Here is a 25,058-nt window from a genome sequence, read left to right on the forward strand (position 1 = left end):
GAATATGAATAAAGTACTAGCGGTTTCGAGTTGCTGTTTTCTAACGACTATATTTCAGAGCCTTTTCGGTTTAGAACCATTGATTTCAACTAAAGGGGAACTATTGTTTGAGGACCGTTTTGATAACGCTGGCGTGAAGTCCGCCTGGAATGCGCTACACGGAACACGATGGAGCGTAAAAGATGGGTCCTTTGTTGGAATCCCATCAACAAAAGCGTTTCAGGCAAGTCGAGACAATCACACGGGCGCAACTCCGAGCATGAGACTTTATGCGAAAGCCCGAGATTGCATATTGGAAATGTCGGTTATGATATCTGGCGGGTTGAATGCGGCCCACATTGGGTTTGACGAAGGCAGTACTGCCGATACGTCGGGGCACATTTTTCGACTTATCCTTGGAACGGAATCGGGCGTGGTGCTGCAGAAAGACCGGAATTCCCAGAAAGAGGGCGACAAGGATCAGATTCTGCAACAGACCGATTGGAATATCGAGCGGGACCGGTGGTACACCGTGATGATTGAAACACGCGGGTCGGAAGTTGTAGCTCAAATTGAAGGAGGCCCGTCCTTTTTGATGCGGAATGCTCGATTGGATGTTCCGAAAGTCTCAGTTAATTTAAAGGCAAGAGGTAAAGTAGGAGCAATCCGTTACGACAATGTGCGCCTCTGGCAAGCCTTGCCACTCAGTGCCAATAATCCCGACTGGAAAAAACACATAGTTGTGAGGCCTGGTTCAGGAGACATCAATTCGGCCGTGGCGAACGACTTTGACGGAGATGGCCACAAAGACGTAATCGCCTCCTATGGAGGAAAGGTGAAGCTGCACCGAGGACCTCATTGGGAGCCGACGGTGATACATGAGTTTCGAGCGGGTCTTTCGCGAAATCGGCCAAGAGCCAATTGCATTCACTCGTGCTTGCTGGATGTGGATGGTGATGGCGATTCGGATTTTATAGGATCGAACCTCACGGTGTTCTGGCTGGAATGCCCGGATGACCCGTTTGGCGGGAGTGAATGGACCTATCACACGCTCGATGATGAAATTCTCGGTACCCACTGTGTTATTACTGGTGACGTGAACCTCGACGGGAAAGAAGATCTGATAGCCAACTCGTTTCAAAAATCTGAGAGAACCAGTATTCCAGAGTCGATTCTCTGGTTCGAAACCCCTGGAAGCAGCTCATTGGATGGTGAATGGAACCGTCACATCTTCGCTGATTATGACGCCCCGGGTGGATCCCACTATATGGGCATCGGGGATGTCGATGGAGACGGTCGTCCCGACATTGCGGCTGGGGCAAAAGGCGGGATTGGGTTTCCCGGAGGGGAATGGTTTGCCTGGTGGACGCAACCCAAGGATCCGGTAAAGCCTTGGAAAAAGCGGTTGTTGGCGGAAGGGCAGCCCGGTGCCTCAAATATCATCCCAGGGGACTTGAATGGGGATGGAGTCGGGGACCTGCTTGCCTCTCGAGGTCACGGATTCGGTTTAATCTGGTTCAAGGGGCCGAATTTTGAGCTTGTCGAAATCGATGCAAAGATAGTTGGTCCGCACAGCCTAGTGCTGGAAGACTTGGATGGGGATGGGGACTTGGATGCTGCGACCTGTGGCCACTATGAAACGGGCGTCGTCGCCTGGTACGAAAACGACGGGCAAGCGATTTTCACGAAGCATGTCATTGATGTGAACCAGGGTTCCTACGACATGCGGGCCGAAGACATGGACGGGGATGGGGATTTAGATTTTCTTATTGCGGGCCACTGGACTGGAAACGTTGTCTGGTATGAACAAAAGTGAGGGTCAATCTCCAGTTAGGTGCACTGGCTAACGAAAAATTTTATCAACCATGAGATCAACATTAACGAGCCTCATTAGAACCAGTTCATTCTTGGTTTTATTCAGTTCCTGCTTAGTCGCTGGGGCGAACAAACCGAATATACTCTTCATCTTCGCGGATGACCAAAGCCACGAGACGATCGCGGCTCTGGGAAACAAGGAGATAAGGACTCCCAATCTCGACCGCCTTATAAATATGGGAACGGCTTTCACAAATACCTACAATATGGGTGCATGGAATGGCGCTGTTTGCGTGGCATTCCGCAATATGCTCAACACTGGACGATTCGTCTGGAGAGTGCATGCCAAGAAACCTGGGTCAATTCAGACACCGGATATGCCAGCTCGGATCTTGCGCCCATCCTTGGACTGAAGCCTTATTCCCTGATAAAGTTCTTTTTGAACCCTTCCTCGGAGATACCCTGATTGGGACCGGTTTATGAAAATTCCCCCTGAAATCGCATTTTCTTTTTTAGTGGCAGCACTCACTCTTTGCATGAGCTGTTCGAAACCCTCAAAGGTCAAAACAGTCGGCGACCTCGACAACAGTCGAGACTGGGGAATCTACCGGGGGGACCAGCGATCCAATCAGTTCTCGTCACTTGAACTGATTAATACGGAAAACGTACAACAACTTGAAGTTGCCTGGACCTACAGGACGGGAGATGCCACGGAAGGCTCTTCTATTCAGTCGAACCCCATCGTCATCGATGGCATCCTGTATTTCGTTTCGCCTGCGGGCCAACTAACTGCACTTGATGCTGCTAGCGGGGAAGCGGTTTGGAAGCACGATCCCAGAAGCCCTGAGCAACAAAAGGGAGACTACGCGGTCATTAGTCGGGGAGCGACTTACTGGTCGGATGGAGTTGAACAACGGATTTTCTATTCGACGGATTCTTATATTCATGCGGTTGATGCCAAAACCGGCGAGAGGATTGATTCATTCGGAGAGAATGGGAAAATTGATTTTAGATACGATCTGGGCGTCGATCCTCAACTTGTGGATACGGGAATGACATCACCACCAGCGGTATTCGAAAACTTTCTCATCCTCGGCACGCGAGTAGGGGAAGGTTTTGGTTCTTCCCCGGGTCACATCCGCGCGTACGATACGGTGACCGGCGAGTTCCGGTGGATTTTTCATACCATTCCTCAAAAAGGAGAATTTGGACACGACACTTGGGATTGGGTTGAGGGAGAAACCTACGGTGGCGCTAACCCTTGGGGGGGATTGACCGTGGATGAAGAAAGAGGTTGGGTCTTTGCGGCAACGGGATCACCAACCTATGACTTTTATGGTGCCAATCGCAAGGGGCAGAATCTCTTCGGAAACTGTGTCCTCGCACTCAACGCTCGGACAGGTGAACGAATTTGGCACTACCAAACGGTTCATCACGACATTTGGGATATGGACAATCCCCCTGCTCCCATACTTGTGGACCTCAAAATCGAGGGAAAGCCGCGGGACGCAGTAGTCCAAATGACGAAGATGGGCTATCTGTTCGTTTTGGATCGCGAAACGGGTGAGCCGATTTTCGAAGTCGAAGAACGACCGGTTCCCAAATCGGATGTACCGGGAGAAGAAGCCTGGTCAACTCAACCGTTCCCCTTGAAGCCGCCACCCCTCGTGCGGCAGGGCTTTACTGAAAACGACTTAGCTAAACGAACTCCAGAAGTGACCGCAAAAGCGAAGGCGGTTTTTGAGGTATACGGCCCGTCTACCATGTTTCAGCCCTTAAGCACGAGAGGTCACGTCCAGTTTCCCGGAATGTCCGGAGGCATGGAGTATCACGGAGCTTCGTTCGACGCTGATCGCAACCTTCTTTATGTGAATGTTAACGAGAGCTCGAATCTCGTGCGTCTTCAGCCCACCGTATTGCTCAAAGACGACTCTGGCCTAGGCGACTACGAAAAAGGTAAACTGCTTTACCAGCTCAATTGCTCCTCTTGTCACGGGCTGGAGCTGAGAGGACTTCCTCCAGCGATTCCGGCTTTGGCGAACAATCCCAAGTCAAACGAGGAATTAATCCGAACGATTCGCCAGGGCAAAGGGGCCATGCAATCGTACCGGAGCTTTTCGGACGATCAATTGGAAGGTCTAATGAGCTACATTCGCGAACCGGACGGAACACCCATTGATCTGCAAGGCCACGAAACAAAAGCGGTTTATCTAATGGACGGTTACACGCGAATGATCGATGAGGAGGATGGTCTGCCGTTGTTTTCTCCTCCGTACGGAAGTCTAGTAGCCGTGGATCTAAACGACGGAACCATTAAATGGAAGCAGCCGCTGGGAGAGTACCCTGAACTCGTGAAACTAGGAATGAGGAATACCGGAACCCGAAACTTCGGCGGTGCTGTGGCGACAGCTGGGGGACTTGTCTTCATCGGTGCCACCGCGGACGAAAAATTTCGAGCATTCGATACGGAAACGGGCGAAGTTCTTTGGGAGTTCCAACTTCCCTACGGAGGCTACGCTACGCCCTCAGTGTACGCAGTAGGGGGACGGCAGTTCATTGTGGTTTGCGCCGGTGGTGGCCAGAAGGTTCATCGCACCGCGTCAGGCGATTTAGTCTACGCCTTTGCCCTGCCTAAAAAGTAGAAGTGGCATTGAATGAAAAATGATTAGGCGGCTTAGATGCAAGTTTGCGGTGCTTGACCGCAATGCTTGTGATTGACAATCAACTACAAGGCTGATCTTTCCCATTTGTTCCAGTTTAGAAAGCGCAGCCTACACAGCGAGTGGCATAAGGAACGGCAGCTAGCCTATCATTGGGAATGGGATTACCAGATTTTGCGCAGATGCCGTACACTCTGTTTGGGGCGACTATTGATGTGGTGGCATTTGTCTGGATCGCGGAGGACCACATCGGCCTTCTGAATCAATTTGAACTGCCGTTTTGGCTCGCTGCTCTGACCGTATCGATCCTGTTCGATGCCTGGCTTTATGTCTGGCACCGGCTCAACCATGTCCTTCCGTTTTTCTGGCGGTCCATCAAGTCCATCTCAGTGACCTGGGAATGGACTTTTCAACTGCGTTGCGATTTTATCCAGGAGAAATTCTTTTTTCGTCGATCGTAAATATCGCGGTATTTGCCATTTTGGGAATAAGCATAGAGCATCTAGTGATCTATAGAATTATATACAATATCAACATACTGTGGCATCACAGCAATATGGCCCTGCCCGAAAAATGGGACCGGTTGCTTCGTGCTGTGTTGGTCAGCCCCAGTATGTATCGGGTTCATCACTCTAAGAAAGTCAAGGAGACCAATTCCAACTATTCCAGTGTACTGAGTATCTGGGACCGCTTGTTTGGTAGCTACCGTTTTAGTGATCCGAAGAAGATCGTTTTTGGATTGGATTACGATCTTGAAGCGGAAGAGCAAATGATCGCCCGCTTGTTGAGCAGACCATTCAAACCCAAAAACGATCGGTGAGCTATGTCGTTATGGTTTTGGCTTCCCAGAAAAACGATTTCTGATAAACTTATGATCAAATATGTTTTGGAAGTCTGTTAAAAAGATCACAGCGAAAGAAGCGATGGGTCTTATGGAGAATAGGAACGCTTTATTCATCGATGTGAGACTCCCAATGCAATACCGGAAAGGGCACATAAAGGGGGCTCTAAATGCTAATCGAAAAACGGTTCAGGAGGATCTAGATCTAGATGATAAAACGGTTCCCATTATCTGTTATTGCTACAGTGGTTTCTCCAGCAAGACCGCTTGCCGGAATTTGGAGCAAACCGGCTATGAAAACGTCTACAACCTAAGGAGGGGATTCCCTGCTTGGAAAAGGGCCGGAGGCGAAATTGAGAATTAAGCGTAGCCTCGTTTCAGGCTGGCTTGCGCATAGACTCGTTTTGTTTCAATAATGCTAGTTAATGGGGATCCGACTAAAATGACCACAGTTCTTGTCACAGGTGCCAGCAGAGGGATTGGTTTAGAGTTTGTCAGACAGTATGCGCGCTCAGGATATTCAGTTATCGCGACCTGTAGAACGCCGGAAAAGGCGAACCAACTGACTGGACTGCTAAAAGGAGCTGTAAACATCTTGGTTGAGCCCTTGGATGTTTCGTCGGACAAAAGTCTCCAAGCATTGATTCAGGTGTTGAACGAAAGAGCGGTTACGATTGACCTACTAATCTCGAACGCGGGAACTCTAATCAATGAGCGCTTCCTCAATTGGAATCGGGATTCGTTTCGGAAAACACTGGACACTAATGTAGTCGGTTCGGCCATGCTAGGGCAGTCGCTCGATCCGTTTCTTTCCCAATCGGCTAAAGTGGTCCAACTATCGTCAAGACTCGGTTCGTTGGAGTGGGGAGGGAAGGGGATGTCCGACGGAGATTCCTACGCAATCAGCAAGGTCGCTCTCAACATGCTGACGGTCAGGCTAGCTTCAATTTACGAAGGAAGTAAACGAATCGCCGTCTCCATGAGCCCTGGCTGGGTAGCCACCGACATGGGGGGATCAGGGGCCACGCTCACAGTGGAAGACTCGGTTTCGAAGATGATTCCTACTATCGATGCGTTGACAGTATCGGATTCGGGTCGTTTTATTGATAATAAGGGATATTCTCTGCCTTGGTGAAGCAAAAAAAGTCGAGATTGCCGCTTAAACGACGAGACGCATCGAGCGTCCCGATGGCTCCCATGATTGACATGGTTTTTCTGCTGCTCGTTTTTTTTATGTGTGTCAGCTCGCTCTCGCAAGCCGGGCACCGAGTGGAGCTCGAGCTGCCGGAATCGACCGCTAGCGAAACGCCCAAAGACCTTTCTAATCGCATCATTCTTTCGATTCAAAAAGACGGAACGGTTTATCTGGGAGGCGCGAAAGTCGAAGAGGGTAAGCTGGAGGCCCGATTGCTTGAAATGCAGGAGCTCTACCCTGAAATCAAGCTTCGCATTAGGGCGGATCATGTGACTAAATTTGAGAATGTGAAGCAAGCGATGTCAGCAGCGACCAAAGCGGGAATCAGCGACTACATTTACGGGACGATTCAAGGGGAATGAATATAAAGCGATCCAGTAAAAGGGGGAAGCGAGTTCGTATTGGAATTTTGGAGCTGCCGATTGCACCCATGATCGATGTCGTATTCCTGCTCTTGTTTTACTTTATGGTTAGTGCCACTCTTCAAAAACAGGAAGCGGACATTAGCTTTAGCTTGCCAGGCAGAATTCAACAGGACGAAGCCATCGAGATACCAGACGAGCAGATTGTGCAGATTTTGGCCAATGGCCAAGCGCTCGTGAATGACTATCTCTACGACAGTCCGGAAGTGCCTCGTTATTGGCAACTGGAGACGATGCTCAACCGTTTCCGAGAAGCCAGTGAATCGAATCTGGTGGAAGCTCGCATTACATTGGCGCCTGACGACAAGACGGCCCATGAAATGGTGGTTAAGGTAATGGACGCCTGCTCGCATGCTGGAATCGAGTCCGTTACGTTCGCATTCGCGGATTAGACGTCGAATTGACGATGCGGTTGCCGATCTGTCGGTAAGTTGAACTTGGTAGAACCACGTTTGGGCCCTGTCTTTGGTGGAGCTCACTATTGTATTGCCTTCAGGAAGGGCTTTTAAAGCATCTTACCGCATGGGTAAAAAGTCGCAGGCTACATGGGGTGGACGCTTTTCGAAGGGACCGGCTGAACTGATGTTGACGTTCGGCGAATCGGTTTCATTCGACAAGCGCCTAGCGCCGTTCGATATCGCGGTGAACCGGGCGCACACCGCTATGCTGCACCATGTCGGATTGCTCACTCGCCGAGAGCTCCAAGCCATCCACAAAGGACTCAAGATTATAGAAAAGCAGATTGCGGACGGAAAACTGAATTGGAATCCCGCATTCGAGGATGTTCACATGAACATCGAGCAAGCCCTAACCAAAATAGCTCCTGAAGCGGCTAAAATGCACACGGCACGGAGCCGGAATGACCAAGTGGCCACGGATTCACGTCTCTTTTTTAAGTATGCATGTGAACGCATCCTGTCGTTGTTGCAAACGCTACAGAAGTCGATTTTGAAGGTCGCTGAAACCAATCAGAGCGTATCGATTCCTGGATACACGCACTTGCAACGGGCCCAGCCGGTTTCAGTCGCGCACCACTTACTGGCTTACGTGGAAATGTTCAGTCGGGATGTCAATCGCTTCAAACGACTGCACGACGATTCCAATTGGTGTCCATTGGGTTCTGGAGCAATCGCGGGAACGACGTTGCCGATCGATCGGGAATTTACGGCTAAGGAATTGGGATTTGTCGATGCGAAGGGAAAGCCTCGCGTTACTACGAACAGCATGGATGCGGTTGCGGACCGCGACCTGTTCTTGGATTTTGGTCACGCCTGCGCAACTTGCGCCACCCATTTCTCTCGAATCTCCGAGGACGTCATTTTTTGGAATAGTACCGAGTTTGGATACGTGAATCTACCCGACGCGTTTTGTACGGGTTCGAGCTTGATGCCGCAGAAAAAGAATCCTGATTCAATGGAATTGCTGCGCGGAAAGTCCGGTCGGATTATCGGAAATCTCCAATCGCTTTACACGATGGTTAAGGGGCTACCTTTGACTTACAACCGCGATTTACAGGAAGACAAGGTTCAAGTGTTCGATAGCTTCGACCAAATCGAGCTTTGCCTGCAGGTCTTAGCAGGAACGATTGCTGGCATACGGTTCAATAAAGCCCGATGTAAGGATGCCGTAGCCGATCCTGGACTGTTAGCAACCGATTTGGCCGACTGGCTGGTGGAGCAAGGTGTGGCATTCCGGGATGCCCATCATGGGGTGGGAGCGATGGTAGCGAGAGCGGAAGAGCTTAAGATTCCCTTGAATCAGGTCCCGCAAAAAGATGCCGAAACGATTCACCCAAAGCTTAAGGGAGAATGGAGGTGCGTCTTCGATCTAGACCGGGCCTTTAATTCACGGAAAGGAACAGGCATGCCGGGACCAGAGCAGATAAAGCGGCAACTGAATCGTTGGAACAAAGCCTACGGTTCTTGATCTAGCCATTTTTCTATGGCTAGGATTTCCATACTCTCCGATCAGGTTGCGAATCAGATAGCAGCGGGTGAGGTCATCGAGCGGCCGGCATCAATCGTCAAGGAACTGGTTGAGAACAGTCTGGATGCAGGAGCGACTTCGATTGAAGTAGAGTTTAAAAAGGGTGGCTCAAACTATATTCGCATCGAAGATAATGGATGCGGAATGAGCAAGGATGACGCTCTGCTTTCCCTCGAGCGACATGCAACCAGCAAAATCAAGAGTGCCAGCGACTTGAATCGACTTTCATCCATGGGGTTCCGCGGCGAGGCAATTCCGTCGATCGCATCAGTATCACGTTTTCTGCTACAAACACGGGAGCCCGAATCGAAAAGTGGAACAGAACTACTGATAGATGCAGGCAAACTGATTCATTGCCGCGAATGTGGCATGCCTCCCGGAACCAGAATTACAGTATGGCAACTCTTCAATTCGGTTCCGGTGCGCAGGAAGTTTTTGAAAACAGTCGCGACGGAGTCGGCACACATCGTTCACCATACGCGTTTGTATGCTCTGGCCCACCCTGAGGTTTCCTTCGCTCTGATAGACGATGGAAGAACGCTCTTCCAAACCCCTGCCTGCCCGAAATTGAAAGACCGGGTAATGGAGATTTTTGGCAAGGCCGCAACGGGAAATCTCATCGAAGTCAATGAGGAGGAAAGTGGACTGCGCCTGAGCGGATTGATTGGGGCTCCCGGACACTCGCGTTCGAGCCGCCATGAGATGCTGATTTTCGTCAATAACCGCCCGGTTGAGAGCCGCACCTTGGGTTACGCGCTGATTGAATCCTATTACGGCCATATTCCCAAAGGCCGGTATCCGGTGGCCTTTCTCTTTCTCGAAATGCCTCCTTCCCAGGTGGATGTGAATGTGCATCCGGCAAAAAGGGAAATTCGATTTAGAAACGAGGCGAGTGTGCGAGGTTTTGCGGTTCGCTCGATTTTGAAAGCTCTCAAGGAAACCGTAGAAATCGCTGTGGGGCCGGTTGAGCTCGAGCTCAGAAAAGCGAACCGTTTGGTCGCCCAAATATCGACCCAACCAGTCCATGCACCTAAGGAAATCTCGCAGACGGAATCGTCGAGGACTCGGGCAGGGAGCAGTCCCGTTACCCGCGAAAGTCCAGCGCGCGAGGGAACTGAGCACGGGGTTCCACCTGTAGGCGCTCCGGTTGAAGGTCCTCCCGTCACGGAAGCAGCAACCCCATCTTCTCTTGACCGATCCTGGCAATTCGTGGGATGGGCCCAAGGAGAATTGGCTTTATTCGACACGGAGTCGGGAATCGTGCTTTTGGACGCGAGAGCCGCTCAAAGGAGAATTTGGTATGAGCGCGTACTTATCGCTTACGGAAACCAATCAGTGCAAAGCCAGACCTTGCTTTTGCCAATTCCCCTGGAACTGGATCCGGTGTCCTCCGCCGTGTTGAGTGACAATATGGAGTTGCTTGAGACGTACGGCATTATCGCATCCCCGTTCGGACGGAATTTTTTCCGCATAGAATCGGTCCCTACTTGGCTTCCCGAAGGGGATGCGGGCACCTACGTGAGCGATTTGGTTGATCTGCTGCGACGGGGCGATCTGAGCGACAAGAACAAGAACGCCAATGAGGATCTACTGGCGAAACATGCCTCGAGAAGAGTGGTCAATGGGACTCCGATTCCGGGAGATGATGAGATTCCCAGTCTCTTAGACGAACTTTTTGAAACGAAAAATCCTCTGGCCGATCCAGATGGGAGGCCTACGTTTATTGAAATCCCTAGAAGCGAGTTGAATCGCCGGTTTCACAGGGGAAGTGTTGACTCTCACAGAGCCGAACTCTAAAGGTTCGATCAAAATTGCTCATAAGGTGGTCCTTAAAGGGCGTCAAAATATGTGAATGGCCTCGAATTGGACTAGATTAGATCCCTTTCGTTACTGTTGCAGATTCTTACAAGAAATTGGCACAGGAAAGGCTTTTCTCTGACAGATCGATGCCTATCGCCTCTGGGTCAAACTTTCAGGTCAAAAATTGGATATGACTACTGTCGCAAAAAAGAAAACCGCTTCTAAGAAAAAAAAGGACGAAGGATGCAACTGCCCGCATCCTCCTTTGAAGAATGCTATACTAGAGCACCTTAAGCTAACTTTGGCCCACGATGTCTCAAGGGCGACGAGACACGATTGGTGGCACTGCCTATCGTTGGCTGTTCGCGACCGGATGGTAACCCACATGATCGAAACTCAAGCGGTCCATTTCAGCAAGAAGACCCGCCGCACCTATTATTTGTCGATGGAGTACCTGATGGGTAGAATGCTCGTCAACAACATGTATAATGCGGGGGTTTACGAGGAAGCCCGTGATGCGATTGAGTCACTCGGTCTTGACTGGGATGAGCTGGTGGAAGAGGAAGTAGACATGGGCTTGGGCAATGGGGGCCTAGGTCGCCTCGCCGCCTGTTTTCTTGATTCGTTGGCGACACTGGATTTACCAGCGATAGGGTATGGAATCTATTACGAGTTCGGTTTGTTCAAACAGGAATTTGTCGATGGGCACCAAGTCGAGCATCCCGACAGCTGGAAGAAATTTGGGACCCCTTGGGAGATAGTTCGTCCAGAGTACACCCAGCAGATCAAACTTTACGGAAGAGTAGAGCAAGTCTTCGACGCGAAAGGCGACTATCGGGAAGAGTGGGTGGATACCAAAACGATCGAAGGAGTCCCCTACGATATTCCAATAGCCGGATACGACACGAAAACGGTGAATTTCCTAAGACTGTGGTCCTCTCGTTCGTCCGAGGATTTCGATTTGGACGAGTTCAACAAAGGTGACTATGTCGAGGCGGTTCGGGAAAAAGCGATTGGGGAAACGATTTCAAAGGTGCTCTATCCCAATGACCGGACCGAAAATGGCAAAGAGCTGCGCCTTGTACAGCAGTACTTCTTCGTAACGTGTTCCCTCCACGATATCATTCGCCGTTTCCGTACTACGTTTGATGACTGGGAAGACTTTCCAAAACAAGTCGCAATCCAATTGAACGATACTCACCCGGCCATCGCCGTGGTAGAGCTGATGCGGATACTGATTGATGAAGAAGGTCTGGAATGGGATTTCGCCTGGAGCCTAATTAACAAAACCTTTGCCTATACGAATCACACCTTGCTTCCGGAAGCTCTGGAACGCTGGAGTGTACCTCTCTTTGAAAAGGTACTCCCTCGCCATCTTAATATTATTTACGGTATTAATAGCCAGCTTATGGATACGGTGGAAGAGAAGTGGCCGGGGGACAACGCGATCAAGCGCGACGTATCGATCATCGAAGAGAGTCACCCCAAGATGGTTCGCATGGCCAACCTGGCTGTGGTTGCGAGTCATACGGTCAATGGGGTGGCAGCGATTCACTCGGAGTTGCTCAAAACCCGACTTTTTCCGACTTTTGTATCTCTCTACCCAGCGAAGTTCACCAACATGACAAATGGGATCACTCCGCGTCGCTGGCTGCGGGCCTGTAATCGTGGATTGTCGCGTTTGATAGATTCAAAAATTGGAAACACCTGGAGTAAGAATCTAAATGAGCTTCAGGGTCTGGAAAAGTATGCGGATGACAAGTCCTTCCAGAAGGCGTATATGGATATTAAATACGCCAATAAGGTTGCTCTTGCTGAGGTTATCAAGCAGGACTGTGGAATAGAAGTCGATCCTGCGGCAATGTTCGATGTGCAGATAAAACGACTGCATGAGTATAAGCGTCAACACCTGAGCCTATTGCATATCCTTCACTTGTATCGTAAGGTACTGCACAATCCAGACCTCGATATCGCCCCGCGCGTATTCATTTTTGGAGCCAAGGCAGCCCCTGGGTACTATCTTGCCAAAACGATCATCAAGGCGATCAACGCAGTAGGTGACATCGTCAACAATGACGAGCGAATTGGCGGAAAACTCAAAGTGGCTTTTCTTCCCAACTACCGCGTTTCGTTGGCCGCTCGAATTATTCCAGCGGCAGACCTATCGGAGCAAATCTCTACTGCCGGCAAGGAAGCTTCGGGTACTGGGAACATGAAGCTGGCGCTCAACGGGGCCTTGACCATTGGAACACTTGACGGAGCCAATATTGAGATTAAAGAGGAGGTAGGCGACGACAACATCTTTATCTTCGGGCTCGATGTTGATGAAGTCGCAGAACTTGATGAGAAGGGGTATGACCCTTTCAAATACTACAATGAAGACGAAAACCTGAAAGCGATCGTCGATTGGGTGGGGTCCAACTACTTTTCGTCGGGCGAACCAGGAGTGCTGAAGCCTCTAAAAGACAGCCTGCTGGAAGGAGGAGATCCCTTTAAGGCATTGGCTGACTTCAAAGAATATTGCGAGTGCCAGGAAAAGGTGGATGAAGCCTTCAAAGATAAAGATCACTGGGCTCGTATGGCAATTCTTAATACCGCACGTGTGGGTAAGTTTTCCTCGGATCGGACTATAAGCGAGTATGCCAGCAAGATCTGGAAACTAAAACCAGTGGCGATTAAATAAGGCTTAATGTTTAGTAAGATTGTGGTGTTTGCGACAGCCAGGAAGCGATTGGCTGTTAGCTATAATGGGATAGGAAGTACCTAACCCAGCAGCAGTCTCAGGATTGAATGACCTCCCAACGGCTAAACGCCATCCGTTAATAACAGTCTCAAAAGCGGACTTTAGCTTTGACGGGGTAGTGGTCGGAGGGGTAGCGCCCGTTGTCGTTATCGTGAATGATTTCCGCCTTTTCTACTTCGGTGGTGGGTGCGGCGAACACGTAGTCGATCTTGTTCCCGTCTACTTTTCCGTTCCACATGGTTCCGGTTCCCACGTCTAGCGCGTCCGGGTGGAGGACGCGAAAGGTGTCTACCAAAGGAGCCTCGTTGGAGTGGGGCGACGCTTTGTTTTTTCCGAGGAGAGTGAGGATCGGAGCCTGGTCTTCGCCGGCATTAAAATCGCCCATCAGGATGTAGGGATCTTCTGGGTGCTTGCGGTTGGCGATACGTTCGACCAGGAAGCGGGCGCTTTTTTCGCGGGCACTCTCCGATCTGTGGTCAAAATGGGTGTTGAAAATGTAGAATCGAGATCCGTTGGCGCGGTTTTCTATTCGCGCGTAAGTGTATATCCGAAAGAGCTTGTTTCCCCAGCTGCTTGAGGGCGTTTCGGGTGTATCCGAAAGCCAAAAGGTATCCTGCTCCAAGATTTCGAATGTATCTTTTAAGTAGAGAATAGCACAGTGTTCGCCTTGGCCCTCAGGTTCTCGGCCGATGCCGACAGATGCGAATTGAGGATGCTTCTCAAGTATCTCTTCGATCTGGAAATCGAGGGCTTCCTGCAAGCCTACCACATCAGGAGCGTGATCGGTGAATACATCGAATACGAGCGGTTTGCGCTTGTTCCAGTGGTTCTCACCATCGTCGGCTGTTCCGTATCTAATATTGAAAGACATGAAATCTATGTCTTGTTTAGGTGGCTCAGTTTTGCTGCATCCCCACAGGACGAATGAAAGAATTACGGTTGCAGCTGATAAAACTGGATTAGGCCGTTTGGCTTTTTTTAGTGAAAACTTCATGTGATTTGAGTGTCTCGCGACTAATATTTCTCCAGTATTTTTCATTATTTCCTGATGAAATAGCTGCCGAATATAATTGAGGGAGTACGCCAATAAAGCAGAAGGTATTAATTGTTCTACTCTCAAGGAGATTGTAGATATAACGCTCGGTTATATTCCAGTTGTTGCTTGATTCACCTGCCTTTGGCAATGTTCGATTTCTGCCGATATACACAAAATCGATGTTGCCCTTTAATGGTTGCTTAGAAACGTTCAGTGGTTGTCAAGTTTCAATAGCGATGAGAATTTTCGTCGCTGAGTTGACGCGAAGGTCATTTACCATTAACAAAATAAGTTCATGGTAGCTCTCAGTATTAAGCACTTCCTTCTATTCGAAAAAGCGTTTTTTGGTACTTTAATTTTGCTTACAGGTTTGTTTCCGACCGCTTTCGCGGATGAAGTAGTGGCGGATCCGCATCGCTTTGACAATGCCATTGCCACGTTTGAAGCGGCAGACAAGGTTTCCATGCCCGAAACGGGCAAAGTCCTCTTCCTCGGAAGCTCATCGATTCGCCGCTGGGATACGGCAAAAGCTTTTCCGGAGATCGATTCCATCAACCGGGGATTTGGCGGCTCGCAAACATCGGATTGTATCTATTTTTTTGATCGCATCGTTTTACCTTACAAGCCGAAGGTCATCGTGCTCTATGAAGGGGACAACGATATCGGAGCGGGCAAGTCGAAGGAACAGGTCGTTAAGGATTTCCAGACGTTTGCGAAACGGGTAAGAGGCAAGCTGCCTGGAACGAAGATCGTGCACATCCCCATTAAACCAAGTATCAAGCGGGCGAGTCTTTGGACTAAAATGGAATATGTGAACCAAGAGGTCCAGGCGATGGCTGCCGATAGGAAGGGTCTTTACTACGCGGATATAGCTACACCGATGCTGACTACGGGATCGCCACCAGACGAAAGTTTGTTCGCCAAGGATGGGCTGCATCCAAGCGACAAGGGATACGCTCTGTGGGCAAGCGTCATTGGTCCTGTGATTGAAGAAGCGCTGGGAGAATAGTCGGAAGAATCTATTGGGTGGGTGCTCGGAGATCGCCCGCTGCCAGTCAACTCGGTCTCGCACTGGGGGTGCTTTACCGTTTGTTTCGCATAGAATGTTTGTAATGTGAGCTAGGGCTGCTTATCATCGAGTAACGGAAAAAAAGGACGTTCCAATGCGGCTGACTAGGGATAGTCAGTCCTACCACCCTCCTTCATCTTTGAATCTTATTGAACACTCGATTGGGCTTCTTTTTGGCACATTTTTATTGCCGAGAAGTGGTTGGTGTTCAGGATCTTGACCTGTCGTTCCTGAAATGGAATAATTCCTATCAACCCCAAATTCGATACCTCCTCTCTATGCATTTATATCTTCTCGCTCAAACGGAAGCTTCTGGATCCTACTGGCCATTCACTGTATTGGCTCTTGGAATACTTTTCGTCGTCGTAGCTATCGCAGTGTTTCGCATACATGCGTTTATTTCGCTGATATTGGCAGCAGTGCTGGTCGGCACTCTCTCATCAAGTCTTCCAGGAGGCGAAGGAGCCAATCATATTGTAACTGCGATTGGATTGTCGATGACTGAGTTTGGTGCAACTGCGGGGAAGATCGCTTGGGTAATCGCTTTGGCGGCGATTATTGGGGTCTGCCTGATGGAAAGTGGTGCGGCTGACAGGATCGTTCGCGGAATGGTCAGAACGCTGGGTGAGAAACGAGCCGGCGTGGCACTGGTTTTATGCTCCTTCTTTCTGTCTATACCGGTATTTTTCGACACCGTATTTTTTCTCCTCATCCCTTTGGCCCAGGCGCTCGCATTCCGTTTAGGGAAGCACTACCTTTATTTTGTCATGGCGATGTGCAGTGGTGGGGTCATCACCCATGGATTAGTTCCGCCGACGCCAGGCCCTCTGGTAATGGTGGAAACATTGAATCTGAATCTTGGATTCACTATCATCGCGGGGATTGGTCTGGGGCTCATTCCTGCATTTGCAGGGCTCTATTTTGGCAAGTGGCTTGATAGCCGAATGAACATCCAGTTTCGTGAAAGTCCTGGCATTAAAATTGCCGATATTGAGGCGATCGTGTCCAAAAAGGACAACGAGCTCCCTTCTTTTCTCGTATCTATGTTGCCGGTAGCACTTCCGGTCTTTCTCATAGCTTTCACATCCTTTTTGGCGATTTGGACCACGGAAGGGACCTTTTACAGTGCGATGGAGATTCTTGGAAACAAGAACGTCGCTATGTTCATCGGGACTCTGATCGCGTTGCATACGCTCGCGAAGCAAAAGGGCGTAAGTCTTAAGTCGTTGGGAAATGTGATGGAAGGTCCGCTGGGAACCGCGGGAACGATCATTCTCATCACCTCGGCTGGGGGAGCTTTTGGGGCCATGATACGCCATGCAGGAGTAGGCGATGCCATTAGTATGGCTTCCAAGGATACCGGGTTGTCGCTGATTATCCTTTCCTGGGTTGTCGCAGCCGTACTCAAAGTAGCTCAGGGCTCGGGAACCGTCTCCATGATTACGACCTCAGGAATCGTTGCAGCGATCATTGGCAGTGGAATCGATCTCGGCTACAGTCCGATTTACCTTTTTGCTGCCATCGCCTTTGGGTCTCAAGTAGGATCCTGGATGAACGACAGTGGATTTTGGATTGTCTGCAAGCTCAGCGGTTTCACTGAAAAGGAAACACTGCGGACCTGGTCAGCCTTGCTGGCGTTTATTGGCGTTATTGGAATAATTGAGGTACTGATCGTGTCCGCGATCGTTCCCAATTTGTTCATGTGAGTGAATTCCGAAACCTGGGAGATCTGAAGTGTCTAGCGAGCTCCGTTTTGGATTTCCGATAGAATTTCAAGCAACGGATCCTTTCGAATCTGGGGTAGTATCCAGGTGGCTCCTTCGCTTTCGAGCGCCTCGATTCGGCTTCCGGTTCCGATAAAGGGAATGCCCAAGGTTCTGCAGGCCCGGATATCCCAGGTGCCGTCGCCCACGTAAACGACGTCTTCCAAAGGCCGGTCAGAGCGTTCCGCCGCGATGGAAATGATTTCTGAGCGAATGGGCGCATCCGATGAGGTTGCGTGAATAAAGCGCTCCAAATCGATGCCCGCTACTTCCAGTTTGTATCGAATCGTGTCATACCAATCACCGGTAGCGATGGCTATGTCATATTCGTGGTGATCCTTAAGATACTCCAAAAGCTCCCTCGTTTCATTCGTGCTGAAAAACTCGTCGGGGGTTCTCTGTCTTTCGACTTTCAGATTTTCGAGGCAACGGTTCTTAACCAGCTCTTCAAGACGAGTCCGCTCCTCGATGTCTAACTCAGACAAGCCTTCGTGCACGATTGCCGAGGCGGTCACTTCGTCGAGCGTTTTCCAAAATTCAACCGAGAAGATTTTCCCTGTTATGTCGGTAAAGGCGGCGTTGAAGGATTTCCAATCATATTCTTCACCACCGATAAGGGTTCCGTCTACATCGAATATAATGAGCATTTGCTATGCGGTTTTGGCCGAAGAAAAACTAAATGTAGTAGGGCTATTATTCGAACGATACCGAGCAGTTGAACAAAGCGATGTTTTGTCAGCGCTGGCCCGAGGAAAAAAAAGCTCGCAGCAGTGATACTGCGAGCTTTGAAATAAAGTAGTTCGCGAGTCTTACAGCTTGCCGCCGTAGACCGCATTTGGACCCAGTTCCTCTTCGATGCGAAGAAGTTGATTGTACTTTGCGACTCGGTCGCTGCGGCAAAGGGAGCCGGTTTTGATTTGGCCGGCATTGGTTGCCACTGCGATATCCGCGATGGTGGTGTCTTCTGTTTCGCCCGAACGGTGGGAAATGACTGAAGTGTAGGAAGCTTCCTTGGCCATTTCGATCGCGTCCAAAGTTTCGGTCAAAGAACCGATTTGATTCACCTTTACCAAAATTGAGTTGGCAACCCCGAGATCGATTCCCTTTTTGAGGAACTCAGTATTCGTAACGAAAAGGTCATCTCCTACGAGCTGAGTCGTGGCACCCATTTCATCGGTTAGGTGTTTCCAGCCTTTCCAGTCGTTCTCGTCCAATCCGTCCTCGATTGAAATAATAGGAAAGCGATCGGCCAGGTCCTTTAAAAAGGCCACCATCTCGGTGCTGCTCTTCTTGGATCCGTCAGACTTGTCGAATACGTACTTATTTTTCTTGTAGAATTCGCTAGCGGCCACATCCAAAGCGATAAAGATGTCTTTGCCCAGTTTGTATCCAGCTTTCTTAGTCGCGGCAGCGATCACTTCTAGAGCATGCTCGTTGGAGTCTAGTGCCGGGGCGAATCCGCCCTCGTCACCCACGGCCGTTGACAGTCCCTTTGCCTTGAGGACACCTTTAAGTGCATGGAAAATTTCCGCTCCCATACGCAGGGCTTCCCGGAAGCTGCTCGCTCCCTTGGGCATGATCATGAATTCCTGAATGTCGATCGGAGCGTCGGAATGAGCGCCGCCGTTCAGGATATTCATCATTGGTACGGGAAGAATCTTCGCGTTCGGCCCACCGAGGTACTTATAAAGTTCCAGACCTGAAGCTTGAGCAGCGGCCTTAGCTGTAGCGAGGGAAACACCTAAAATGGCATTCGCTCCGAGCTTTGCTTTGTTTTTGGTGCCATCCAGAGTGAGCATCGCTCCGTCAACAGATACTTGATCGCAGGCGTCGATGCCTACGATCTCAGGAAGAATCTTATCATGGATATTTGAGACTGCCTTGAGCACGCCCTTGCCCAGATAGCGATTCTTCGCGCCCTTTGGGGCTTGTTTTACTGGTAACGCTCCGTCGCGAAGCTCGAGGGCTTCATTCTCGCCTGTACTGGCTCCGGAAGGGACCGCGGCGCGGCCAACAATTCCTGAAGCGAGTATGACGTCAACTTCGACGGTAGGATTGCCGCGAGAATCGATGATTTCGCGAGCGTTAATATCAATGATGTCAGTCGTCATGATTATTTTTTTAGAATTTTCGGTATGTCCCGAGTTAAAAGCCTGCTTCTTATGACGGTTGGAAAATGAAAGGCAAGCGAGCAATTGAAACGCTTGTGATACAACTAATTCCTGTCGCGGCTTGGATCCTCCTCCCAGATTCTAGGGCAGAAGACGGGCCTGCTGGTCGGCATTTGGAATAGGGCAGGACGCTTTCGAAATTAGTGAACGCCGTCTTTCAGCAATACGATCGTAGAACCAGTCCCGTAACCCAGTCGGAAGTAGCTTCCCCAGTCTGCACGCTTTCCAGAAACCACCAACCTGACTCAGAATTTCAATCACGGCATCGGATTTCAAGTACCGCTCGTTGTACGGCGCTAGGTAGACAATCGTCTTCAGGTTCTCTTCAAGACGCAGATCCTTTGGCAACAGTCTCGCAGCGGTTTCGCCCTGGAGGGGGGCAAACTGGAGCGCCTTTGCGTCGTCGATCGCCATGATCCATCGAACGCTCGTGTCGCAGAACCCACACTCTCCATCGAAGAATACGATATTGTTTTCAGGTTCCACGGTGTCTAGATTGTGTGAGCGGTAATCGGTTAGCTCCCGGTTCGCTTTTTCTGTGCCTTTTTCTTTTTGGGTTCTTCTGACAATTCCATGTAGGTCTTTTTCTGCATGCTGTTCTCGTACATCTCCATGAACTTGACCCCTTGTCTCGGTTTTACGAGATTACTTTTTGTAGCCTTTTCGATATGCTTCTTCATCAGTCGACAAAGCATGTCTGATTTGAACTGGACGCCTTCGAGTACATCTTTAACGCGGTCACCCTTGATTGTGTCCTCGATGAAAAAGCCGTCGTCTTCATCTTCTTCCAGAAATACGTGTGCCTCGTTAACGCGACCAAATAGATTGTGATTGTCACCCATGATGTCCTGGTATGCTCCGATCAGAAAAAAGCCGAGAAAGTAGGGCTCGTTTTTTTTGACGGGATGTAGCGGTAGATATTCTTTCTCGTCCTCAAGGTCTATGAATTTGGAGACCTTCCCGTCGCTGTCGCAAGTGATGTCTACGAGGATGGCATTCACGGATGGACGCTCTTTCAGGCGGGTCAACGGAGCCACTGGAAACAACTGATCCAAGGCCCAGTGGTCTAGGAGTGATTGGAAAACGGAAAAATTGCAAATGTACTGGTCGGCCAAAAGCTGCTTCAATTCGACCAGTTCTTCAGGAATGTATCCCTTTCCCACGCTTTTCTCAAGTTTCTGGCAGATTTGCCAGAAAAGTGACTCGGCCTGGGCACGACCCTGCAAGTCGAGATATCCGTGGTTAAATAGCGAATACGCTTCCTCCTTCTTTTGAATCGCGTCATGAAACTTTTCCAAGCGGCCATAACGTACTCGGCCATTTGCCATTTCGTACAAATCCTGCACTACTGGGTCTTTGATGTCCTCTCTTGTTACGCTGAGAATACTTTCCTTCTTGGAGATGGTGTCCACAACTTGGGTTACAAGGATGCTATGTGGGGCGGTAATCGCTCGACCGCTTTCCGAAACGATATCAGGGCAGGGGACATTGCTAGCGTCACAAATCTGCTTTATGCTGAAGACGACATCACGAGTGTACTCATCTATATTGTAATTGGTTGAGCTTTCGTAGTTGGTGCACGAGCCGTCGTAGTCGATGCCCAATCCGCCACCGACGTCCAAGTATCCCATCGGAAAGCCAAGCTTCTTCAGCTGGCAATAAAAGCGAGCCCCTTCAATGACCGCATTTTTCAGAGTTATGATATTCGGAACCTGAGAACCAATGTGGAAGTGGAGTAGCCTGAGCACCTCCGTCATACCGGCAGCCTTCAGCAGTTCGGCCCCTTTCATCATCTCCATCGTACTGAGACCGAATTTGGCATTGTCGCCCGTTGACAGGGCCCACTTCCCTTCGCCGCGAGCGTAGAGTTTGGCCCGAAATCCAATTGTTGGGAAAATATCGAGTTCCTGGCTGATGTTGATGATCGCCTTGAGCTCGGACAATTGTTCCGCAACAATCATTACCTTCTTGCCAATTTTTTTCCCATAAAGGGCGAGGCGGATATACTCGTAGTCCTTGTAGCCATTGCAGATCAGAAGGGCATCGTTGTTTTCGTGCATTGCCAGTCCGATGAGCAACTCTGGCTTGCTTCCACATTCGAGTCCGTAGTCGAAGGGTTTTCCTGCGGCTTGAATCTCCTCGATTACCTCCCTAAGCTGATTGACCTTGATCGGGAAAACGCCCTGGTACTTCCCATCGTACCCTTCCTCCTCGATAGACCTCTGAAAGGCTTGGTTGAGTTGCTCGACCCGCTGCCTTAACAGATCCTGGAATCTAATGACGATTGGGGTCCGCAGTCCTTTGGAAGCGGCTTCCTTGACGACGTCGATGATCCGGACCGACCGTTCGTCGCCGGCTGGGTTGACACATAGGCACCCGTCCGAGTCGATGCGATAGTAAGGTTTGCCCCAACGGTTTAAACCATAGAGCTCTCTTGAATCGGCGACAGTCCAGCGTTTTGAATGGGAAGGGTTCACAACGGTCAAAATTAGAGAGCTTGGGCGCTTTGAGGGTGGAAAATCTAGGCTTGGTTTTGTTTCAGCCCCTTTCTTCTGCGCTTGCTTTTTGAAATGCGGCTGGATTGAGTAGCCAACTTCATTTTTCAAGAAACCGTTCAAAGCAAACTTTTATGTCTCAACAGATGGATCTTATAACACAAATTATCGCTCAGGCAGCCCCAAGCGGGGGCGCGAACCCGCTTGCTGGAATGTGGCCCATTCTTCTCATGTTCGCAGCTATGTACTTCCTTATCATCGCTCCCCAGCGAAAAAAGCAGAAGCAGCATCAGAAAATGATCACTGAGCTCACTTCAGGGGCTGATGTCGTTACTTCAGGTGGAGTGTATGGGACCATCACCAACGTGAAGGACGATCGTTTCGTCCTTCGCGTAGCGGAAGGCACGAAAATCGAGATCACAAAATCTTCCGTTGCCACGGTTCTCTCTAGCGAATCAGAGTCTTCCTAGCCCTACACACATTCAGTAGTGGCCGCCCCTTTTGGCGGCTTTTTCGTTTATTAGGAAATCAAACTTTCGAATCATGTCTGGAAAGCACCTTTGGAAACTTATCGCGACCATCGTCATCGTCGCCATCTCCCTCTCTTATCTGGTCCCTTGGGAGGACCAGGACTTTGGTGAGTACTTGCGCACGGCTTCTGAAAGCGAAGAGTTTCATCAGATTCTCGACCGTTCTCAGGCATTGACCCGAACGGATGATCAGATGGTCAGCGTCTACATGGCTCTGAAAAAGATCAGTAACGATGAGCGTATTGATCTGTCGCAGTACTTTCCTCAGATCTCGCTCGAGCCTTCCCTCCGGAACATCGAAAAGCGAAACGGAATTTTGCTGAGCGCCTTGTTAAAGGTTTCTAAGGCAAACCTTCGAAAAGGACTCGACCTTGCCGGTGGTGTGGCGATGACGCTTCAAGTCGACCCGGCCGCTTTGGAGGGCATCGAAAAGATTGAGAGAGACGAGAAACTTTCCAAGGCCATCGAGATCATGCAAAGCCGTGTGAACTTGTACGGCGTATCCGAACCGATTGTCCGCCTCGTCGGCGACGACCGGATTGAGGTCCAGTTGGCCGGAATCAGCATCAAGGACAATCCTGAAATCCTGGAAGAGATCAAACGGCCAGCTTTACTGGACTTCCGCGAAGTGCACCTGACCGACAGGCCTGGTATTCAGCCCGAACCCTATGGCTACCAAGTGATGACCTTGTCGCGGGAATCCGGCGACCAGTTCGTTGAGGAGGATCTTTACGTAAGCCGATATCCCGTCCTCACAGGTAAATATGTCGATAGCGCCAATCCAGTTCAGAATTCAGTCGGCGGATACGAGATCTCGCTGAATTTCAGTAGCGAAGGGGCAAAGCGATTTGGGGAAATAACCACAAAGCTAGCGGGCCAAGGCCGCTTGGCGATCGTTCTAGATGGAAAGCTGTACTCAGCGCCAAATGTCAATGAGCCCATTCTCGGGGGGCGGGCATCGATTTCAGGAAGTTTCACGCAACGACAGGCCATCGATCTGGCCAATGTGCTCAACAATCCGCTTGAGTTTAAACTCGAAGTGGCCGAACTCTACGAAGTGGGACCGACCCTCGCAAAGGAGTCGATCTCATCTGGAAAGCGAGCCGCGACCTGGGGTGTATCTCTGGTCGCTGCATTCATGATCGTCTACTACATGGTGGGTGGGGTGGTGGCTCTAATTACCGTCGTTCTCAACTTAGGGATCGTTTTGGGAGCGCTTGCCAGTGTTGGAGCGACCCTAACATTGCCGGGAATTGCAGGGGTGATCCTGACCATTGGTATGGCGGTCGATGCCAACATTCTCATATTTGAACGAATTCGAGAGGAACTGAGAACGGGTAAGACACTAAAGTCATCGCTCTTGGGCGGATTTGAAAAGGTGTTTTCGACGATCTTTGATGCCAACGTAACGACGTTTCTCGTATCCATCGTCATGTTCGTCTACGGAACCGGACCGGTTAAGGGATTTGGTCTGACTTTGGCGATCGGTGTCGTTACGACCATGTTCTGTGCCTTGGTCGTGAACCGCCTATTACTGGAGCTTCTCATTGAGACAAATTTGATGAAGAAGTTTAAGATGCTTTCCATCGTTAGAAATCCGAAGGTCCCCTTCCTGGATTTTCGCAAACCAGCGTTTGCGATTTCGTGGTGCGTCGTCCTGATTGGCGTTGCCGGAATTTATACAAAATGGGACACCATTTTCGGTATCGACTTTACCGGGGGTGACGAAGTTTCGCTCGCATACGAATCCAAGATAGACGAATCGGAGATAAACCGGATCGTTGTTGAGCAGGAGCTTGGTGAAGTTACTCCTCAGTACGTAACACCGTTTGGCGGAGGTGTGGAAGTGCTGAAACTGCAGACGCCTTTCGAGGAAAGCCCCAAGGTCTTGGCCGCACTGGAGGCCGCCTTTCCGCAAGCCAATTTCGAAGCAGTCGGCACGAATGAAATCGGGCCGTCCATCGGCAAGGAAATTCAGAAGAATGCCATAATCGCGATCGGGATTTCCCTAGGTCTCATTCTACTGTATATCGCGGTTAGGTTTGAAATCGGTTATGGGGTAGGGGCGATTGTGGCGACGATACACGACATCCTTTTGACGGTTGGCGTATTTGTCATGGTTCCAGGTCACCAGTTTACCGCTCCCATGATTGCGGCCATTCTTCTGATTGTGGGTTACTCACTCAATGATACCATAGTCGTTTTCGACCGGATACGTGAAGAGCTACAGCTAAAGCCAACCGCTAAGTTGCGCGACATTGTGAACTCCGCTTTGAACGCGGTTCTCTCACGCTCTTTGCTAACCAGTTTCACGACATTGCTAGCAGCGGTTTCCTTGTACGTTTTTGGGACTGGAGTGGTGAGCGATATCGCCTTCACATTCACGATCGGCATTATGACGGGAACCTTCTCGTCGATATTCATCGCTAGCCCCGTGTTTTACTGGTGGCACAAAGGTGATCGCCGCAGCGTCGAGAAGAGCCACGATATTGCACCCGAATACGAGTGGCAGGCTGGGGTCAAAGAAGTCAAGGAGGGCAGCTGATAACTGTC

General features: G+C 50.1%; 22 protein-coding genes. 16 read left to right on the forward strand and 6 right to left on the reverse strand.

What is annotated here, in order from left to right; genetic code table 11:
* The first annotated feature begins 4 nt into the window (after positions 1-4).
* The 3 genes from GA004_RS08720 (at position 5) to GA004_RS08730 (ending at position 4,436) form a co-directional block, all read left to right on the forward strand.
* Positions 5-1,795: an FG-GAP-like repeat-containing protein gene (locus GA004_RS08720; RefSeq protein WP_283396942.1), complete on the forward strand. Its 1,791-nt coding sequence runs from the start codon at positions 5-7 to the stop codon at positions 1,793-1,795.
* 49 nt (positions 1,796-1,844) lie between these two features.
* Positions 1,845-2,207 (forward strand): sulfatase-like hydrolase/transferase, encoded by a 363-nt coding sequence (locus GA004_RS08725; protein ID WP_283396943.1) that lies wholly within the window; start codon positions 1,845-1,847, stop codon positions 2,205-2,207.
* Between the two features lie 66 nt (positions 2,208-2,273).
* Positions 2,274-4,436 (forward strand): pyrroloquinoline quinone-dependent dehydrogenase, encoded by a 2,163-nt coding sequence (locus GA004_RS08730; protein WP_283396944.1) that lies wholly within the window; start codon positions 2,274-2,276, stop codon positions 4,434-4,436.
* Positions 4,437-4,551: 115 nt separating this feature from the next.
* Here GA004_RS08730 and GA004_RS18185 read toward each other — a convergent pair whose 3' ends face one another.
* Positions 4,552-4,647 carry a TraR/DksA family transcriptional regulator gene (locus GA004_RS18185; RefSeq protein WP_425492929.1) on the reverse strand — a complete coding sequence of 32 codons (96 nt, stop codon included), beginning with the start codon at positions 4,645-4,647 and terminating at the stop codon, positions 4,552-4,554.
* Between GA004_RS18185 and GA004_RS08735 the strand changes: the two genes are divergently transcribed.
* The 9 genes from GA004_RS08735 (at position 4,613) to GA004_RS08775 (ending at position 13,381) form a co-directional block, all read left to right on the forward strand.
* A complete protein-coding gene (locus GA004_RS08735) occupies positions 4,613-4,915 on the forward strand; it encodes a hypothetical protein (protein WP_283396945.1) in 303 nt (100 codons plus the stop codon). The two genes, GA004_RS18185 and GA004_RS08735, sit on opposite strands and share 35 nt — an antisense overlap.
* The gene (locus GA004_RS08740) at positions 4,855-5,274 is read left to right on the forward strand and encodes a sterol desaturase family protein (RefSeq protein ID WP_283396946.1); all 420 of its coding nucleotides are present in this window, start codon (positions 4,855-4,857) and stop codon (positions 5,272-5,274) included. The genes GA004_RS08735 and GA004_RS08740 overlap by 61 nt, the downstream gene beginning before the upstream one ends.
* A gap of 61 nt (positions 5,275-5,335) precedes the next feature.
* Positions 5,336-5,659, forward strand: coding sequence for a rhodanese-like domain-containing protein (locus tag GA004_RS08745; RefSeq protein WP_283396947.1), 324 nt, complete (start codon positions 5,336-5,338; stop codon positions 5,657-5,659).
* Positions 5,660-5,737: 78 nt separating this feature from the next.
* Positions 5,738-6,430: an SDR family oxidoreductase gene (locus GA004_RS08750; protein ID WP_283396948.1), complete on the forward strand. Its 693-nt coding sequence runs from the start codon at positions 5,738-5,740 to the stop codon at positions 6,428-6,430.
* The gene (locus GA004_RS08755; RefSeq protein ID WP_283396949.1) at positions 6,427-6,852 is read left to right on the forward strand and encodes an ExbD/TolR family protein; all 426 of its coding nucleotides are present in this window, start codon (positions 6,427-6,429) and stop codon (positions 6,850-6,852) included. The genes GA004_RS08750 and GA004_RS08755 overlap by 4 nt, the downstream gene beginning before the upstream one ends.
* Positions 6,849-7,304, forward strand: a complete 456-nt coding sequence (locus tag GA004_RS08760) for an ExbD/TolR family protein (protein ID WP_283396950.1) — start codon at positions 6,849-6,851, stop codon at positions 7,302-7,304. Before GA004_RS08755 ends, GA004_RS08760 begins: the two co-directional genes overlap by 4 nt.
* 130 nt (positions 7,305-7,434) lie before the next feature.
* A complete protein-coding gene (gene argH / locus GA004_RS08765; RefSeq protein ID WP_283396951.1) occupies positions 7,435-8,838 on the forward strand; it encodes an argininosuccinate lyase in 1,404 nt (467 codons plus the stop codon).
* Between the two features lie 15 nt (positions 8,839-8,853).
* Positions 8,854-10,695 (forward strand): DNA mismatch repair endonuclease MutL, encoded by a 1,842-nt coding sequence (gene mutL, locus GA004_RS08770; RefSeq protein WP_283396952.1) that lies wholly within the window; start codon positions 8,854-8,856, stop codon positions 10,693-10,695.
* A gap of 193 nt (positions 10,696-10,888) precedes the next feature.
* Positions 10,889-13,381, forward strand: coding sequence for a glycogen/starch/alpha-glucan phosphorylase (locus GA004_RS08775; protein ID WP_283396953.1), 2,493 nt, complete (start codon positions 10,889-10,891; stop codon positions 13,379-13,381).
* A gap of 148 nt (positions 13,382-13,529) precedes the next feature.
* Here GA004_RS08775 and GA004_RS08780 read toward each other — a convergent pair whose 3' ends face one another.
* Positions 13,530-14,435, reverse strand: coding sequence for an endonuclease/exonuclease/phosphatase family protein (locus GA004_RS08780; RefSeq protein WP_283396954.1), 906 nt, complete (start codon positions 14,433-14,435; stop codon positions 13,530-13,532).
* Positions 14,436-14,772: 337 nt separating this feature from the next.
* Here GA004_RS08780 and GA004_RS08785 point away from each other — a divergent pair, with 337 nt between their 5' ends.
* Both GA004_RS08785 and GA004_RS08790 read left to right on the forward strand, forming a co-directional pair.
* Positions 14,773-15,486, forward strand: coding sequence for a GDSL-type esterase/lipase family protein (locus GA004_RS08785; RefSeq protein ID WP_283396955.1), 714 nt, complete (start codon positions 14,773-14,775; stop codon positions 15,484-15,486).
* A 338-nt stretch (positions 15,487-15,824) separates the two neighbouring features.
* Positions 15,825-17,252, forward strand: a complete 1,428-nt coding sequence (locus GA004_RS08790; protein ID WP_283396956.1) for a GntP family permease — start codon at positions 15,825-15,827, stop codon at positions 17,250-17,252.
* 32 nt (positions 17,253-17,284) lie between these two features.
* On the opposite strand, the gene GA004_RS08795 is transcribed toward GA004_RS08790, so the two are convergent.
* From GA004_RS08795 to speA, 4 genes are all read right to left on the reverse strand, one after another.
* Complete coding sequence (locus GA004_RS08795) at positions 17,285-17,956, reverse strand: HAD family hydrolase (RefSeq protein ID WP_283393483.1); 672 nt, start codon at positions 17,954-17,956, stop codon at positions 17,285-17,287.
* 162 nt (positions 17,957-18,118) lie between these two features.
* Positions 18,119-19,420, reverse strand: coding sequence for a phosphopyruvate hydratase (gene eno / locus GA004_RS08800; RefSeq protein WP_283393484.1), 1,302 nt, complete (start codon positions 19,418-19,420; stop codon positions 18,119-18,121).
* Positions 19,421-19,561: 141 nt separating this feature from the next.
* A complete protein-coding gene (locus GA004_RS08805) occupies positions 19,562-19,966 on the reverse strand; it encodes a thiol-disulfide oxidoreductase DCC family protein (RefSeq protein WP_283393485.1) in 405 nt (134 codons plus the stop codon).
* 29 nt (positions 19,967-19,995) lie between these two features.
* On the reverse strand, positions 19,996-21,957 hold the full coding sequence (gene speA, locus GA004_RS08810) for a biosynthetic arginine decarboxylase (RefSeq protein ID WP_283393486.1): 1,962 nt from the start codon (positions 21,955-21,957) through the stop codon (positions 19,996-19,998).
* 164 nt (positions 21,958-22,121) lie between these two features.
* On the opposite strand from speA, the gene yajC reads away from it, so the two are divergent.
* Complete coding sequence (gene yajC, locus GA004_RS08815) at positions 22,122-22,445, forward strand: preprotein translocase subunit YajC (protein ID WP_283393487.1); 324 nt, start codon at positions 22,122-22,124, stop codon at positions 22,443-22,445.
* Between the two features lie 73 nt (positions 22,446-22,518).
* Positions 22,519-25,050: a protein translocase subunit SecD gene (gene secD / locus GA004_RS08820; RefSeq protein ID WP_283393488.1), complete on the forward strand. Its 2,532-nt coding sequence runs from the start codon at positions 22,519-22,521 to the stop codon at positions 25,048-25,050.
* Positions 25,051-25,058 lie beyond the last annotated feature (8 nt).

It is taken from the genome of Candidatus Pelagisphaera phototrophica (genome assembly GCF_014529625.1).
Classification (GTDB): Bacteria; Verrucomicrobiota; Verrucomicrobiia; order Opitutales; family Opitutaceae; genus Pelagisphaera; species Pelagisphaera phototrophica.

What these genes read in the sequence shown, in the direction of transcription:
- GA004_RS08790 (WP_283396956.1), top strand. Translation starts at nt 15,825, where the DNA reads ATGCATTTATATCTTCTCGCTCAAACGGAAGCTTCTGGATCCTACTGG.
- GA004_RS08735 (WP_283396945.1), top strand. Translation starts at nt 4,613, where the DNA reads ATGGGATTACCAGATTTTGCGCAGATGCCGTACACTCTGTTTGGGGCG.
- eno (WP_283393484.1), bottom strand. Translation starts at nt 19,420, where the DNA reads ATGACGACTGACATCATTGATATTAACGCTCGCGAAATCATCGATTCT.
- GA004_RS08775 (WP_283396953.1), top strand. Translation starts at nt 10,889, where the DNA reads ATGACTACTGTCGCAAAAAAGAAAACCGCTTCTAAGAAAAAAAAGGAC.
- secD (WP_283393488.1), top strand. Translation starts at nt 22,519, where the DNA reads ATGTCTGGAAAGCACCTTTGGAAACTTATCGCGACCATCGTCATCGTC.
- mutL (WP_283396952.1), top strand. Translation starts at nt 8,854, where the DNA reads ATGGCTAGGATTTCCATACTCTCCGATCAGGTTGCGAATCAGATAGCA.
- GA004_RS08725 (WP_283396943.1), top strand. Translation starts at nt 1,845, where the DNA reads ATGAGATCAACATTAACGAGCCTCATTAGAACCAGTTCATTCTTGGTT.
- GA004_RS08730 (WP_283396944.1), top strand. Translation starts at nt 2,274, where the DNA reads ATGAAAATTCCCCCTGAAATCGCATTTTCTTTTTTAGTGGCAGCACTC.
- GA004_RS08740 (WP_283396946.1), top strand. Translation starts at nt 4,855, where the DNA reads ATGGACTTTTCAACTGCGTTGCGATTTTATCCAGGAGAAATTCTTTTT.
- GA004_RS08760 (WP_283396950.1), top strand. Translation starts at nt 6,849, where the DNA reads ATGAATATAAAGCGATCCAGTAAAAGGGGGAAGCGAGTTCGTATTGGA.
- GA004_RS08795 (WP_283393483.1), bottom strand. Translation starts at nt 17,956, where the DNA reads ATGCTCATTATATTCGATGTAGACGGAACCCTTATCGGTGGTGAAGAA.
- GA004_RS08745 (WP_283396947.1), top strand. Translation starts at nt 5,336, where the DNA reads ATGTTTTGGAAGTCTGTTAAAAAGATCACAGCGAAAGAAGCGATGGGT.
- GA004_RS08750 (WP_283396948.1), top strand. Translation starts at nt 5,738, where the DNA reads ATGACCACAGTTCTTGTCACAGGTGCCAGCAGAGGGATTGGTTTAGAG.
- GA004_RS08720 (WP_283396942.1), top strand. Translation starts at nt 5, where the DNA reads ATGAATAAAGTACTAGCGGTTTCGAGTTGCTGTTTTCTAACGACTATA.
- GA004_RS08785 (WP_283396955.1), top strand. Translation starts at nt 14,773, where the DNA reads ATGGTAGCTCTCAGTATTAAGCACTTCCTTCTATTCGAAAAAGCGTTT.
- GA004_RS08780 (WP_283396954.1), bottom strand. Translation starts at nt 14,435, where the DNA reads ATGAAGTTTTCACTAAAAAAAGCCAAACGGCCTAATCCAGTTTTATCA.
- argH (WP_283396951.1), top strand. Translation starts at nt 7,435, where the DNA reads ATGGGTAAAAAGTCGCAGGCTACATGGGGTGGACGCTTTTCGAAGGGA.
- yajC (WP_283393487.1), top strand. Translation starts at nt 22,122, where the DNA reads ATGGATCTTATAACACAAATTATCGCTCAGGCAGCCCCAAGCGGGGGC.